Raw genomic sequence first — 13,188 nt, 5'->3', positions numbered from 1 at the left:
CGGCGGCTCTCGCGGACGCACCGCCAACGCTGGAGGCAGGACACATGACGAAGCCGGTCGAGCCGAAGACGGTCACCCCCTCGGTGCCGGATCGGCTTCTCGCGGAGGCCACCCGCCTGTTCGCCGAACGCGGCTTCGAGCGGACCTCGGTCCAGGAACTGGTGGAGGCCGCGGGGGTCACCAAAGGCGCGATGTACCACTACTTCACGTCGAAGGACGACCTGCTCTACGCGGTCTACGAGCGGGTGCTGACCATGCAGATGGCCCGGCTCGCCGAGATCGCCGGGAACGGCGGCTCCGTGGCCGACCGGCTGCACGAGGCGGCCGCGGACGTCGTCATGACCACCGTGGAGAACCTCGACGACACGCTCATCTTCTTCCGCTCGCTGCACATGCTCTCCCCCGGCCGCCAGAGCGAGGTGCGCAAGGAGCGCCGCAGGTACCACGAGCTCTTCCGCTCGCTGATCGAGGAGGGAGTGCGCGAGGGCGCCTTCCAGGACGGGGTCCCGGCCGACATCGTCGTCAACCAGTACTTCGGTGCCGTCCACCACCTGGGCATGTGGTACCGCGCGGAGGGGGAGCTGTCCGGTGCCCAGGTCGGCGCCTACTACGCCGACCTGCTGCTGGCCAGTCTGCGCACGCCCTAGGAGAGCCCGTAGCGCTCCAGTTCGTCGGCCAGTTCGTCGAGGAAGTCGTCCACCTCCTCCTCGGCGTAGCCCGTGCGCAGGCGGGTGCCGGAGAACTGGACGGCGCGCACCTCCGAGGCGGTCAGGGAGGCTTCCTCCCGGTTCCCGGAGACCAGGGCCGCGATGGTGGCCTCGGCCCGGTCCAGGAATTCGTCGACCTCCTCCTCGGCGTAGCCCGCGCGCAGCCGGGTGGTGGTGAAGCCCTTGTCCCGGACGTCCTCGGGACGCATCCCGGGGGAGGGGGCCGGTTCGGGGGGCGCGTTCTGCCGGAAGTACTCGGGGCTGTGCTTTCCGGTCCGCGCCTCCGACGCGTACAGGCCCCGCGCGCGCAGGGCCTCGGCGACCTCGTCGAGGAAGGTGTCGACCTCCTCCTCGTCGTAGCCGGGACGCACCATGGTCGTCCGGAAGTGCGACCCCATCACGTCGGAGGCGGTGATGAGCCCCCCGGGGCGCGCGCCCTGCTCGAGCGCCGAGAGTGTGCTTTCGACCCTGCGCAGCAGGGCGTCCACGTCCTCCTGGACGTAGCCGGGGCGAAGGCGGGAGGTGTTGAACCGCTTGTTGTGGACATCACTGGCCGTCAGTGGCATGGCAACATTGTGCCGATCGAAGGTGACCGGCACCACACTGGCAGGTCGTGGGGCGTGTTCCGGGAGCGTCCGCGGCGGGTGGCGAGGCGGTGCGCGTCCGGATCATCGGGGGCCGGAGCGGGCCTCCGATGGGTGCGCGGCGTTCACGAAGCGATGGCGGCGCGGGCGCGCGCCGCCGGCCGCCTCCGGTTCAGTCCCGTTCCAGATAGCGGGACAGGCCCGCGGCGATGCCCTCGGCGGCCAGGTCGCGCCACTCCGGGTCGGTCAGGTTCTCCGCGTCGGAGGGGTTGCGCATGTTCCCGACCTCGAGGAAGACCTTCGGGACGGTGGACATGTTCAGGCCGCCCAGGTCGGTGCGCACGTCGATGCCCTCCTCGCCCAGGTAGTCGGAGTACGGCTGGCCGGTCACCTCGTGGAACTCGTCCCGCAGGTCCTCGGCCAGGAGGTAGGAGGATTCCAGGATGGGCTCGGTGAAACCGGTCACCTCGCCCGGCGCGATCACGTGGAAGCCCCGGACGCCCGCCGAGGCGCCGTCGGCGTGGATGGAGACCGCCGCGTCCGCGTCCGCCTCGTTGCCGATCTCGGCGCGCTCGTTCACGCAGGGCCCGACGCTCTCGTCGTCCTCGCGGGTCAGCACCACCTCGGCGCCCTCCGCCGTCAGGTAGTCGCGCACCCGCAGCGACAGGTCCCAGTTGAACTCGTGCTCGGGATAGCCGTCGTCGGTCGAGGCGCCCACCGTGTCGCAGGCCTTCGTCTCGGGCCCCGCGGGCACCTGCCGGTTGATCTCGTCCGACGCGTCGACGTTGCCGCCGTTGTGGCCGGGATCGATGAGCACGACCCTGCCGGCCAGCGGCAGGTCCGCGACGGAGGGCGCGGCGGATCCGCCGTCCGGGGCGGTGCCCCCGCCGGGGCCGGGCAGCGTCGCGGTGGCCCCGGGTTCGGGGCGGGGCTCGCCGGGAAGCGCGACCCCGCACGAGGTCGCCAGAAGCAGTCCGGCCGCCACCGCGAGCGGGCGGACGGGGCCGCGAGGCCTGGACGGGCGGTGACTGGGAATGCTTCCCCCCAGGCTGACGGTGTTCGGGACGGAACGGCCGGAAACGGTCCGCGTAACAACCTACGTCACATCCGCCTCGGAACGCGCCTCCGGTGGAACGCGGGAGGAGGATCTCACGGCCTTCCCGAATAACCGCGCGGTCGGTGGGAACAGAAACGTCGGGGAACGCGTCATATCGCAAGAAGCACTCGGAGCGTTCCCGAGCGCACCGATCAGTGTCGAGGTGAAGCGAATGCGCAAGTCCAACCGCGCCGCTGCCGGCGCCGCCGCCTGGCAGATGGTCCACGAGAGCACCCAGGAGGGCAAGCCGTCCGTCCTGGCCCGGGTCAAGGCCCTCCCGCGCATGTTCGGGGCCCGGTTCCGCGGCCACTACCAGGAACTGTCCGGGTCCCGGATCGCGCTGTTCGTGGTGGCGCTGGCCTACATCGCGTCCCCCGTCGACTTCGTCCCCGAGCTCTTCGTCCCGTTCCTGGGCGTCGCCGACGACGTGGGCGTGGCGGTCTGGCTGACCGCCGCGCTGATGGGCGAGACCGAGCGCTTCATCGACTGGGAGCGCGTCGGCACCGACTACGTCGAGGGGCACGTGGTGTCCTGACCTCCGGAGGGGCGCCTTCCGGAACGCACCGCACGCCGAAGGCGGGCCGCCTGTTCGGGCGCCCCGCCTTCATGTGTCGGACGGCCCCCCGTTATCCCGCCGGACTAGGAGCGGGTCGAGGGAGGCTACTCGCTGCGCTGGCTGGGGATACCGGCCAGGAGCGCGCGGACTTCGGTCTCACGGTAACGGCGGTGGCCACCCAGCGTCCGAATCGAGGTCAGCTTGCCGGCCTTCGCCCAGCGCGTGACGGTCTTGGGGTCCACGCGGAACATGGTGGCGACCTCGGCAGGGGTCAACAGGGGCTCCGCCTCGGGCGTGCGAGTTGACATGTGTACGGCCTCTCCTCCTGGATCTGTGTGCCGATCCTTGAGACTTCAATCCTGGCACTTGGCCCGGATGTCCAATATTGCCCTTAGGTCTATATATTGGCATCACCCGAGGTGATTGCGCGACCACTTAACGCGACTTTGTTGGATGGGAGCTCCAAAGTCGCACATGCGACGGGTCACGCTGAGTGATTCTAGCGACACGTTTAGTGGCATGTGGCGTATTCGGTCAAAACTTCGTTCTCCGGCCCTGTTTTTCTCGATCCGGCGGGCCGAAAGTGTTAGGGCGACGCGGACTCAAACGGGGTCCCACCCGGGGGAGGGTTGCGGCGTCGGTCCGTCCACCAGCTGTTTTCGGCGGCACGGCCGGAGCGGTCGTTATTGGCGCCGACCAGGGTCGGCGACTCTTGTGCGCCACGCGGATCCGCTTCGTGGCGCGGGTTTCTTGGTTACGCAGAGTGCACTCTGTAACAGTCTCAACACAGTCTATGTCGATATCTATCGGATGGTATGCCCAATTTCGGCAAAGTTGATGTCAACTGTGTAGCTCGTCCGGACCTATCCCGTCCCTACCCGTGCGAAAACCGGAAACACATCCGAAGAAACCTGGTAGACCAGGTTCCCCGCCGGGTACCCGACAGGGCCGGCGCGCGGGCCGTCAGTTGGCGTGTCGGAGCGCGCGCACCGCGTCCCAGCGCCGCCGCAGGCGCGCGCGCATCGCCTTGACGACCTCCGGGCGGTCCGCCTCCAGGCCGGTGAGCACGGCGGAGGTCTCGGCCACCGAGTGGTCCGCGCGCAGCGCGTCGTCGTCCAGCAGGTGCACCAGGCCGCCGTAGTCGAGCTCCAGGAGCGCGCGGGGATGGGCCAGGGAGCCCGCCCAGTCCTCCAGCCGCTCCACGTTGTACAGGATCGAGGAATGGGCCGCGGAGACCCCGCTCAGCAGCCGTACGGCGCGTTCCAGGCGCGCGCGCACGTCGGACATCCCGGCGACGTACAGCAGGGCGCGGGGCTGGGCGTGCTCGGGCGGGGGGAGCGCCGCCTCGCCCGGCAGCCCGGCACCGCCCAGGTGGGCGGAGAACCGGGAATCGGTCTCGCCGCGGGTGGCGTTCCGGCTCGGTCCCAGCACGAGGCAGCGCTCACTCGTGTCGAACGGCACGAACCAGGCCGGCGGCACCTCCCAGGTGCTCGTCAGGATCTGCGGCTGGGCCGGTCCGGTGCGCCGGCGCCAGCGCTCGAAGTCGCGCTCCGTCTCCCTCGCGACCGGTTCGGGGACGAACGCCCTGCTCACCTGCTCGGACGTCGAGGCGCGGAACGCCGTGAAGGCGATCCAGGAGCGCAGCCGGGACTGCCAGGGGCAGACGAACAGCTCGTCGCCGACGCGCCGCACGTAGGCGTCGCGGCTCTCACCCGGGGGAACCACGACCGGCGGGTCGGCGGTCAGCCGGGCGAGGCTCTCGGCGTGCTCGACCGCCATCGCGTCGACCCGCCGGGGACGGTGCGGTGAGTTCGCGTAGGCCCTCCAGTGCTCCCGCTCCCGGCTGGAGAACGCCACGAGCGGCTGGTACAGGCGGAGATAGGCCGTGTAGGGGAACACGTTCGCATGGTGGCACAGAACCGGCGCGGTGCGGAGGGTTCCGCGCGATCGGCCGGAACCGGGAGGACACTCCGCCCGCCCCGGGCCGTGACGCTCCGCATCCGGGCGGTGGAGGGTTCCGCTCGGGGGCGCGTGCCCCGGGACCCGTCCCAGGGCACGCCGGGGGTGGGAGAGCGCGGAGGAGGCGGTAGCGTGTGCGTGGCACTCGCCGGAACGAGCGTCACGGGGCTGCGACGTGCGCCTCGTGACGGGAGACGGGCGCGGGTGCGCAGGGGTGGGCCGGGCCGTCGAGAGGGACGCCGGAGGTTGTCGGTGTCCGCGTCGATGTGGTGAGGCACGCCCGGGTTAGGGACGGGCGGCGTAGGCAGGTCGGCTCTGAACCGGGTACGGTTGTATCCGTACGTAAGCTGGCGTTCGTCGTCAGTGCGGTGACGGCCGCCAGCCCGGCATTGCGGTTTTTGCTAGTGAACTGGGGTTTGTGAGAACCCAATCGTTGAGGGGGTCGAGCCAATGGGGCGCGGCCGAGCCAAGGCCAAGCAGCAGAAGGTCGCCCGGCGGTTGAAGTACAGCGCCGGTGGTACTGATCTGGATCGGCTTCGGTCAGAGCTGGGTGTCGCTGAGGAAGATGTGTCGGTGACGGAGCCTTCGGGGCCACCGGACGACCCATACGAAGACCCTTACGACGACCTGGTCGACCGTTACGCGGACTACGCAGACAAGTACGCGGGTGGTGACAAGTCCGCGGGGGACGGATCCGATTCGGACCGCCGCTGATCTATCGAGCTTTACCGTCGACAAGCTGCATAAATCCGCTCAACCGGGTTCGTCGGCGAACACGGACACGCTCCTTGCGGCCCACGCCAGTGGACCGGACGGACGGTTTCGTGCCCGAAGGCGAACGACAGGGAACCCCGAAACGGGGCGTCGAAACCCGGGGCTCTCTCACTGAGAGGCCCCGGTTTCGCATGTCCGCCTACTGGTGGTCCCCCTCGAGGACGGCCCGTCCCGTCCCCGGTGTGACCGTTCCCATGGTCCAGGCCCGCACGTTCCGTTCGGCCAGCGTGGAGAGCGCGCGCTCGGCGGAGTCCGCGGCGACGATCGCGACCATGCCCACGCCCATGTTGAACGTGGCCTCCATGTCCTCGCGCGAGATCCCGCCCCGCGCGGCCAGGTACCCGAAGACGGGGTCGGGCCGCCAGGTGGCGCGGTCCAGGAGGGCGTCCACCGAGTCCGGGAGGGACCTGGCCAGGTTCGAGGCGAGTCCGCCACCGGTGACGTGCGAGAACGCGTGCACCTCGGCCGCCTCGACGAGTGCCAGGCAGTCCTTGGCGTACACCTTGGTCGGGGTGAGCAGGACCTCCCCGAGGACGCCGCCCAGTTCGGGCACCTCCGCGGCCAGGTCCAGCCCGGCCCGGTCGACGATGTGCCGGATCAGCGAGTAGCCGTTGGAGTGCGGTCCGGACGAGGCCATCGCGATGACCGTGTCGCCCGGCCGGACCCGGTCGGGCCCCAGGATCGCGTCGGCCTCGACGATGCCGGTGCCCGCGCCCGCCAGGTCGTACTCGTCCGGGCCCATGGCTCCGGGGTGCTCGGCGGTCTCGCCGCCGATCAGCGCGCATCCCGCCTGGTGGCAGCCCTCGGCGATCCCGCCCACGATCTCGGCGATGCGCTCGGGCACGACCGAGCCGCAGGCGATGTAGTCGGTCATGAACAGCGGCTCGGCGCCGCTGACCACGAGGTCGTCCACGACCATCCCGACCAGGTCGATGCCGATCGTGTCGTGCCGGCCCATGGCCTGGGCGAGCAGCACCTTGGTGCCCACCCCGTCGGTGGAGGTGGCCAGCACCGGGGCGGTGTACTTGGCGGGGTCGAGCCGGAACAGCCCGGCGAACCCGCTGGCGTCGGTGACGAGCTCGGGCCTGCGAGTACGCGCCACGTGCTTCTTCATCAACTCGACCGCACGCTCGCCGGCGGCGATGTCGACACCTGCGGCGGCGTACGCCGGGGTGGTAGTGGCACCCTCTGACACGCGAAAAACCTCTTCTGTGGTGGAACCGCGATCCGACTGCGGTCCGGCCGTTCCGCGACCGGACCGGGAGCGCGAGGACTTACTGCGCGGACGTGGGCAGCGACACGCTTCTGGGCGTGCCGCAGGACTTCTCCAGCAGGTACTTTCCGCGGGAGTCCTCGTCCACCTCGACCGGGTAGACGCCGTCGAAGCAGGCCCGGCAGAGCCGGTCCTTGCGCACCTCGGTGGCCGAGACCAACTCGTCCAGGGTGATGAAGGCGAGGGAGTCGGCGTCGATGGACCGGCGGATCTCCTCGGTGGAGAGGTTGCCCGCGATCAGCTCGGCCTTCGTGGCGAAGTCGATGCCGTAGTAGCAGGGCCACATGACCGGCGGACTGGAGATGCGCACGTGCACCTCGGCGGCGCCGGCCTCGCGCAGCATCCGCACCAGCGCGCGCTGGGTGTTACCGCGCACGATCGAGTCGTCCACGACGACCAGCCGCTTGCCCGCGATGACCTCGCGCAGCGGGTTCAGCTTGAGCCGGATGCCGAGCTGGCGCAGGGTCTGGCTGGGCTGGATGAAGGTGCGGCCCACGTAGGAGTTCTTGACGAGCCCCTGGGCGAACGGGATCCCGCTGCCCTCGGCGTAGCCGACCGCGGCGGGCGTGCCGGACTCGGGGACCGGGATGACGATGTCGGCCTCGGCCGGGTGCTCCTTGGCCAGGCGGCGCCCCACCTCGACGCGGGTGCTGTTGACGTTGCGCCCGGCGATGGTGGTGTCGGGACGGGCCAGGTAGACGTACTCGAACAGGCAGCCCTTGGGCTCCGCGGGAGCGAACCGCCGGGAGGACACGCCGTCGGCGTTGATGACGAGAAGCTCGCCGGGCTCGACCTCGCGCACCACGGTGGCGCCGACGATGTCCAGGGCGGCGGTCTCGCTGGCGACCACCCACCCGCTGTCCAGCCGACCCAGCACCAGCGGGCGGATGCCCTGCGGGTCGCGGGCGGCGTACAGCGTGTCCTCGTCCATGAAAACGAGCGAGAAAGCGCCCTTGACCAGGGGAAGCAGCTCCATGGCGGCTTCCTCGGTGGTGCGGTCCGGATTGACGGCCAGCAGGCTGGTCAGGACCTCGGTGTCCGTGGTCGCCGACAGCTGGTCCGAGGGGAGCATCGCCGCGAGCTCGGGCGTGTTGATGAGGTTGCCGTTGTGGCCCAGGGCCAGGCCGCCCTCACGCGCGCTGTAGAAGGTCGGTTGTGCGTTCTCCCACACCGGGGACCCGGTGGTGGAGTAGCGGCAGTGGCCGATGGCCAGATGCCCCTTGAGGGATTCGAGGGTCGCCTCGTTGAATACCTGGGAGACGAGTCCCATGTCCTTGTATACGACGATGCGTTCGCCGTCACTGAGGGCGATGCCCGCGGACTCCTGACCGCGGTGCTGCAAAGCGTAGAGGCCGAAGTAGGTGAGCTTGCTGACTTCTTCGCCGGGAGCCCAGACCCCGAACACTCCGCAGGCGTCCTGCGGTCCGCGTTCCAGGGGATCGATGTCCATGCTGAGCCGGCCGTCGGATTGCGACACGTGATCCAGCTTATCGGCTGTTCCCGGGGCCCGGGTCACGCGGGGGACCGGGCGGCCACAGCGGCAGCAGCGGAGACAGGTCGGCGCGGACCCCGCTGGCCGAGACGCGGTGCGTGTCCGCGGCCTCGGCCCAGCCGAGCTCCCCCGCGGCCAGGGCGGTCCAGGTCAGCGGGTCGGTCTCCACCACGCCCGGCGGTGTGCCCCGGGTGTGCCTCGGGCCCTCCAGGCACTGCACGGCCCCGTACGGAGGGACGCGGACCTCCAGGGCGTGCCCGGGGAAGCGTTCGGCGAGTTCGGCGAGGCTGCCGCGGACCACGGCCTTGAGGGCGGCCCGCTGCGGTTCGCGGCCCCGCTCCCGGGCGAGCAGCACCGCGCGGGCGCAGGCCTCCAGGACCGGGGCGGGCCGGTCCGGTCCGGAGTGGGGGGCCTCGCCGAGCGCGGCGAGCTGGTCGTCGAGCGCGGAACGCAGCGCCGCGTACCGACGCTGCGCCGCAGTGGGCTTGGATGGCACACCGTCGACCCTACTGAGCTTTTCGTCGGTCGCGCGGGCTTCCCGGACCGTCCTCGGCCGGGACCCCTCCGGATCGCCTCCGGAGCGGTAGGGCCCACCCGGCCGCCCCGGCGCGACGCGGCGTCTGAGAACCTCGGTCGTCCGGTCCCGGGCGGGGCCGGCAGGGGAGGCGGCGACGAGCCGGGGGCATCACGATCTTGAAACGATCGGCCCGCGGGAGGGAGGCCGGACGGTGACGGGAACCCCCCGATTTTGGTCATTGGGGAAACCGGGAGTGGATAGTAAGTTAAGTCTGCATGTCGGAACGATGGAGCAGGGGTGGCGGACCGTCCGCAGTCGGGTGTTCCTCGCTGATTCGGGTTCCGTTCACGCACACCGCCTCCGAAGAGCGGCCGACCGGCCGATCCTCCCGTCCCACCTCGCACGGCGAGGGGGGAAGGTTAGGATGATTGCTCCACTACGTCGGCATTCGGCGGTTTGCCGGGGTGGTCAAAGATGAACATCGAGTGACGCACCCCGCGTCGATGGAGGGGGGTGCGGCGCGGTCGCGCCCAAAAGGGAGGGGCCTTCCGCGGGACCAGGGTCCGAACAGCCCAGACGGACAACGAGCCTTACCGCATTCCACGGGAGAAAGATGTGCGTCTTCGCCTGACTCCACGCGATGACAGCTACTACGAGATGTTCGCGGACTCCGCGAACAACCTGGTCATAGCCTCACGGCTGCTGGTGGAACTCATCAGTGAAGACGCCGACAGAGAAGCCATCACCGAGAAGATGCGGGCCTGCGAGCAGACGGGGGACGAGCGCACCCACGCGATCATGCGCCGGCTCAACGAGAGCTTCGTCACCCCGTTCGACCGGGAGGACATCTACCGGCTGGCCTCCTGTCTTGACGACGTCATGGACTCCATGGACGCCGCGGTGGACCTCATCGGGCTGTACAGGTTGGACCGCCTGCCGAAGGGCATCATCGACCAGGTCGAGGTACTGGAGCGCGCGGCGGAGCTGACCGCCGAGGCCATGCCGAGACTGCGCTCCCTGAAGGACCTGACCGGTTACTGGATCGAGATCAACCGGCTGGAGAACCAGGCGGACCAGATCTACCGGCGCCTTCTGGCGCACCTGTTCAGTGGGGAGTACGACGCGTTGACCGTGCTCAAACTCAAGGACGTCATCGAGGAGCTGGAGACCGCCGCGGACGCCTTCGAGCACGTGGCCAACACCGTCGAGAGCATCGCGGTCAAGGAATCCTGAGCCGCGGCCCCGCCGACTCGAAGAGCTATCGTGCCTCCCTTAGAACCGGCCCTGCTCGCTGTCGTGGCAGCGGCGCTGGTATTCGCGTTCACCAACGGCTTCCACGACGCCGCCCACACGATCGCCACCTCGATCTCGACCCGGGCGCTCACGCCCCGGGCCGCGGTCGCCCTGGCGACCCTGATGAACCTCCTGGGCGCCTTCCTCGGCGAGGGGGTGGCCCGCACCATCGGGCAGAACATCATCACCCCGCCCGGCGGCCACGACGGGCTCGTGGTGCTGTTCGCCGCGTTGTGCGGCGCCGTCGCCTGGAACCTCCTCACCTGGTACCGGGGCATGCCCTCGTCCGCCTCGCACGCGCTCGTCGGCGGTCTGCTGGGCGCGGGGCTGGCCTCGGCGGCGACCATCGAATGGGGCGGCGTGGGGACCAGCTTCCTGCTCCCCATGGCGCTGTCCCCGCTGGTCGGCGGCCTGCTCGGCTACCTCGTCATGCTGACGATCATGTGGGTCTTCCGCAACGCCAACCCGCGCTCGGCGGGCCGCCGGTTCAAGCTCGCCCAGAGCGTCTCGGCGGCCGCGATGTCGCTCGGCAACGGGCTCCAGGACGCGCAGAAGACGATGGGCGTCGTCGTCCTGGCCCTGGTCACCACCGGCTACCAGAGCGACTACGACCTTCCCGCGTGGGTGGTGGTGTCCGCCGCGGCGGCGATGTCGCTGGGCACGGCCACCGGGGGCTGGCGGATCATGCGCACCCTGGGCCACCGGGTGATCCAGCTCGACCCGCCCAAGGGCTTCGCCGTCGAGCTCACCGTCTCGGTCATCACGGGGGCGACCTCGTTCATCTGGCAGGTGCCGATCTCCAGCACCCACACGACCACCTCGGCGATCGTGGGAGTGGGCGCCACCCGGAGGCTGTCGGCGGTGCGCTGGGGGGTGGCCTGGGACATCGTCCTGGTCTGGCTCTGCACCGTTCCCGCCACGGCGCTCATCGGCGCCGGCGTCTACGGCCTGGCGGTCCTGCTGGGCCTGTGAGTCCCCGGAAACGCCGGAGGCGGCGGCGGGCCGTCGCCCGCCGCCGCCTCCGTTGCGAGGAGGCCCCGGCCTATCCGAAGCGGCCGGTGATGTAGTTCTCGGTCTCCTTCTTCTCCGGCTTGGTGAAGATCTTGTTCGTCTCGCCCATCTCGATGAGCTTGCCCGGCTTGCCGGTGCCCGCGAGGTTGAAGAACGCGGTCACGTCGCTGACCCGGGCGGCCTGCTGCATGTTGTGCGTGACGATGACGATCGTGTAGTTCTCCTTCAGCTCGGAGATCAGGTCCTCGATCGCCAGCGTGGAGATGGGGTCCAGGGCCGAGCAGGGCTCGTCCATGAGCAGGACGCTGGGCTCCACGGCGATGGCGCGCGCGATGCACAGGCGCTGCTGCTGGCCGCCGGACAGGCCCGCGCCGGGGCGGCCGAGGCGGTCCTTGACCTCCTCCCAGAGGTTCGCGCCGCGCAGCGAGCGCTCCACCAGGTCGTCGGCCGCGGACTTGTTCAGTCGCTGGTTGTTCAGCTTCGCGCCCGCGATGACGTTGTCGTAGATCGACATGGTCGGGAACGGGTTGGGCCGCTGGAACACCATGCCGACCTCGCGGCGCACCGCCACCGGGTCCACCTCGGAGCCGTAGACGTCCTGGTCGTCGAGCAGGACCTTGCCCTGGACGCGGGCGCCGGGGGTCACCTCGTGCATGCGGTTGAGGGTGCGCAGGAAGGTCGACTTGCCGCAGCCCGAGGAGCCGATGAAGGCGGTCACCGATCGGGGCTCGATGGTCATCGAGACGTCCTCCACGGCGAGGAAGTCGCCGTAGTAGACGTGCAGTCCGGAGACGTCGATTCGTTTGGCCACTGTGTTTCCTAAGACCGTGTTTCGTGGAGAGGGAGGTACTAGCGCGCCTTGGGCGCGAAGAAGCGTGAGACCAGCCGGGCGACGAAGAACAGCAGCATCACGATGGCGATCAGCGTCAGCGCCGCGGCCCAGGCCCGCTCGTAGTTGATGGCGCCGCCCATCCGGACCTGCGAGTAGATGAACACCGGAAGGCTCATCATCTGTCCCTCGACGGGGTTGGCGTTGATGGCGACCGCGGAGGAGCCCGCGGTGAGGATGAGGGGCGCGGTCTCACCGATGACGCGGGCCAGGGCCAGCATGATGCCGGTGGTGATCCCCGCGATCGCGGTCGGCAGGACCACCTTGAGCACGGTCAGCCACTTGGGCACGCCCAGCGCGTAGGAGGCCTCCCGCAGCTCGTTGGGGACCAGCCGCAGCATCTCCTCGCAGGAGCGGACGACCACCGGGATCATCAGCACCGACAGCGAGATCGCGCCGGCCAGGCCGTTGGTCTCGCCCGGCCCGAAGATCATGATCCACAGCGCCACGACGAACAGCCCGGCCACGATGGAGGGGATGCCGGTCATGACGTCGACGAAGAACGTGATGGCGGTCTTGAGGCGGCCCCGGCCGTACTCCACCAGGTAGATGGCGGTCATCAGGCCGATCGGGACCGAGATCAGCGCGGCGATCCCGGTGATGACGAGCGTGCCGAGGACGGCGTGGTAGGCGCCGCCCGCGTCCATGCTCGGGGTGACCCCGTTCATGGAGACGCTGAGGAAGTAGCCGTCCAGCCGGACGATGCCCTCGGCCAGGACCGTCCACAGCAACGAGACCAGCGGCACCATGGCGATGCCGAAGCAGACGTAGACGACGGCGGTGACCAGGCGGTCCTTGGCCTTGCGGCTGTTCTCCACGATCACCGAGGCGAGCGTGATGACGACCATGTAGGCGACGGCGGTGACGATCACCAGTACCGCCGGGTTCCACGCGTCGAGGAGGAACAGCGCGCCCGCCGACACCAGCAGGAGGACGGCCAGCGTCACCGGCGGCGTGAACCTGGGCAGGGACCCGCCGAGGGAGAGGGTGTTCGGTGCGGCCATCCGGGCGTCCTCGGCGATGGGTTCGGACAGTTG

Annotated in this window: 14 protein-coding genes; 5 read left to right on the top strand and 9 right to left on the bottom strand. The window is 69.8% G+C overall.

Annotated elements, in window-relative coordinates; translation table 11 throughout:
• Window positions 1–44 precede the first annotated feature (44 nt).
• Entirely contained in the window at window positions 45–647 is a 603-nt protein-coding gene (locus tag EV190_RS01285) for a TetR/AcrR family transcriptional regulator (protein WP_133739546.1), read from the top strand.
• Here the strand turns inward: EV190_RS01285 and EV190_RS01280 are convergent.
• Together EV190_RS01280 and EV190_RS01275 are read right to left on the bottom strand one after the other, a co-directional pair.
• Window positions 644–1,273, bottom strand: coding sequence for a DivIVA domain-containing protein (locus EV190_RS01280; protein ID WP_133739545.1), 630 nt, complete (start codon window positions 1,271–1,273; stop codon window positions 644–646). The two genes, EV190_RS01285 and EV190_RS01280, sit on opposite strands and share 4 nt — an antisense overlap.
• Window positions 1,274–1,463: 190 nt before the next feature.
• On the bottom strand, window positions 1,464–2,276 hold the full coding sequence (locus EV190_RS01275; RefSeq protein WP_394345476.1) for an N-acetylmuramoyl-L-alanine amidase: 813 nt from the start codon (window positions 2,274–2,276) through the stop codon (window positions 1,464–1,466).
• A gap of 283 nt (window positions 2,277–2,559) precedes the next feature.
• On the opposite strand from EV190_RS01275, the gene EV190_RS01270 reads away from it, so the two are divergent.
• The gene (locus EV190_RS01270) at window positions 2,560–2,922 is read left to right on the top strand and encodes a YkvA family protein (RefSeq protein ID WP_133739543.1); all 363 of its coding nucleotides are present in this window, start codon (window positions 2,560–2,562) and stop codon (window positions 2,920–2,922) included.
• A 125-nt stretch (window positions 2,923–3,047) separates the two neighbouring features.
• On the opposite strand, the gene bldC is transcribed toward EV190_RS01270, so the two are convergent.
• Both bldC and EV190_RS01260 read right to left on the bottom strand, forming a co-directional pair.
• Complete coding sequence (gene bldC / locus EV190_RS01265) at window positions 3,048–3,251, bottom strand: developmental transcriptional regulator BldC (RefSeq protein WP_011293174.1); 204 nt, start codon at window positions 3,249–3,251, stop codon at window positions 3,048–3,050.
• 655 nt (window positions 3,252–3,906) lie between these two features.
• On the bottom strand, window positions 3,907–4,842 hold the full coding sequence (locus EV190_RS01260) for a hypothetical protein (RefSeq protein ID WP_133739542.1): 936 nt from the start codon (window positions 4,840–4,842) through the stop codon (window positions 3,907–3,909).
• Between the two features lie 510 nt (window positions 4,843–5,352).
• Here EV190_RS01260 and EV190_RS01255 point away from each other — a divergent pair.
• A complete protein-coding gene (locus EV190_RS01255; RefSeq protein WP_133739541.1) occupies window positions 5,353–5,616 on the top strand; it encodes a DUF3073 family protein in 264 nt (87 codons plus the stop codon).
• A 199-nt stretch (window positions 5,617–5,815) separates the two neighbouring features.
• Here EV190_RS01255 and purM read toward each other — a convergent pair whose 3' ends face one another.
• The 3 genes from purM to EV190_RS01240 form a co-directional block, all read right to left on the bottom strand.
• Window positions 5,816–6,871, bottom strand: coding sequence for a phosphoribosylformylglycinamidine cyclo-ligase (gene purM, locus EV190_RS01250; RefSeq protein ID WP_133739540.1), 1,056 nt, complete (start codon window positions 6,869–6,871; stop codon window positions 5,816–5,818).
• Window positions 6,872–6,950: 79 nt separating this feature from the next.
• On the bottom strand, window positions 6,951–8,426 hold the full coding sequence (purF, locus tag EV190_RS01245) for an amidophosphoribosyltransferase (RefSeq protein ID WP_133739539.1): 1,476 nt from the start codon (window positions 8,424–8,426) through the stop codon (window positions 6,951–6,953).
• A gap of 10 nt (window positions 8,427–8,436) precedes the next feature.
• Window positions 8,437–8,937, bottom strand: coding sequence for a sterol carrier family protein (locus tag EV190_RS01240; protein ID WP_133739538.1), 501 nt, complete (start codon window positions 8,935–8,937; stop codon window positions 8,437–8,439).
• Between the two features lie 636 nt (window positions 8,938–9,573).
• Here EV190_RS01240 and EV190_RS01235 point away from each other — a divergent pair.
• Window positions 9,574–10,191 carry a DUF47 domain-containing protein gene (locus EV190_RS01235; RefSeq protein WP_133739537.1) on the top strand — a complete coding sequence of 206 codons (618 nt, stop codon included), beginning with the start codon at window positions 9,574–9,576 and terminating at the stop codon, window positions 10,189–10,191.
• 30 nt (window positions 10,192–10,221) lie between these two features.
• Window positions 10,222–11,223: an inorganic phosphate transporter gene (locus tag EV190_RS01230; RefSeq protein WP_133739536.1), complete on the top strand. Its 1,002-nt coding sequence runs from the start codon at window positions 10,222–10,224 to the stop codon at window positions 11,221–11,223.
• A 70-nt stretch (window positions 11,224–11,293) separates the two neighbouring features.
• Here EV190_RS01230 and pstB read toward each other — a convergent pair whose 3' ends face one another.
• Window positions 11,294–12,073 carry a phosphate ABC transporter ATP-binding protein PstB gene (gene pstB, locus EV190_RS01225; RefSeq protein WP_133739535.1) on the bottom strand — a complete coding sequence of 260 codons (780 nt, stop codon included), beginning with the start codon at window positions 12,071–12,073 and terminating at the stop codon, window positions 11,294–11,296.
• Between the two features lie 38 nt (window positions 12,074–12,111).
• On the bottom strand, window positions 12,112–13,155 hold the full coding sequence (gene pstA / locus EV190_RS01220) for a phosphate ABC transporter permease PstA (RefSeq protein ID WP_133740095.1): 1,044 nt from the start codon (window positions 13,153–13,155) through the stop codon (window positions 12,112–12,114).
• Window positions 13,156–13,188: the final 33 nt, after the last annotated feature.

The sequence above is a fragment of the Actinorugispora endophytica genome (assembly GCF_004363075.1).
GTDB lineage: Bacteria > Actinomycetota > Actinomycetes > Streptosporangiales > Streptosporangiaceae > Actinorugispora > Actinorugispora endophytica.
This window is presented reverse-complemented; position numbering and strand designations above follow the sequence as displayed.

Bases quoted from the DNA above. Each gene is read 5' to 3' on its own strand.
- pstA (WP_133740095.1), bottom strand. From the start codon at position 13,155: ATGGCCGCACCGAACACCCTCTCCCTCGGCGGGTCCCTGCCCAGGTTC.
- EV190_RS01285 (WP_133739546.1), top strand. From the start codon at position 45: ATGACGAAGCCGGTCGAGCCGAAGACGGTCACCCCCTCGGTGCCGGAT.
- EV190_RS01255 (WP_133739541.1), top strand. From the start codon at position 5,353: ATGGGGCGCGGCCGAGCCAAGGCCAAGCAGCAGAAGGTCGCCCGGCGG.
- bldC (WP_011293174.1), bottom strand. From the start codon at position 3,251: ATGTCAACTCGCACGCCCGAGGCGGAGCCCCTGTTGACCCCTGCCGAG.
- EV190_RS01280 (WP_133739545.1), bottom strand. From the start codon at position 1,273: ATGCCACTGACGGCCAGTGATGTCCACAACAAGCGGTTCAACACCTCC.
- EV190_RS01270 (WP_133739543.1), top strand. From the start codon at position 2,560: ATGCGCAAGTCCAACCGCGCCGCTGCCGGCGCCGCCGCCTGGCAGATG.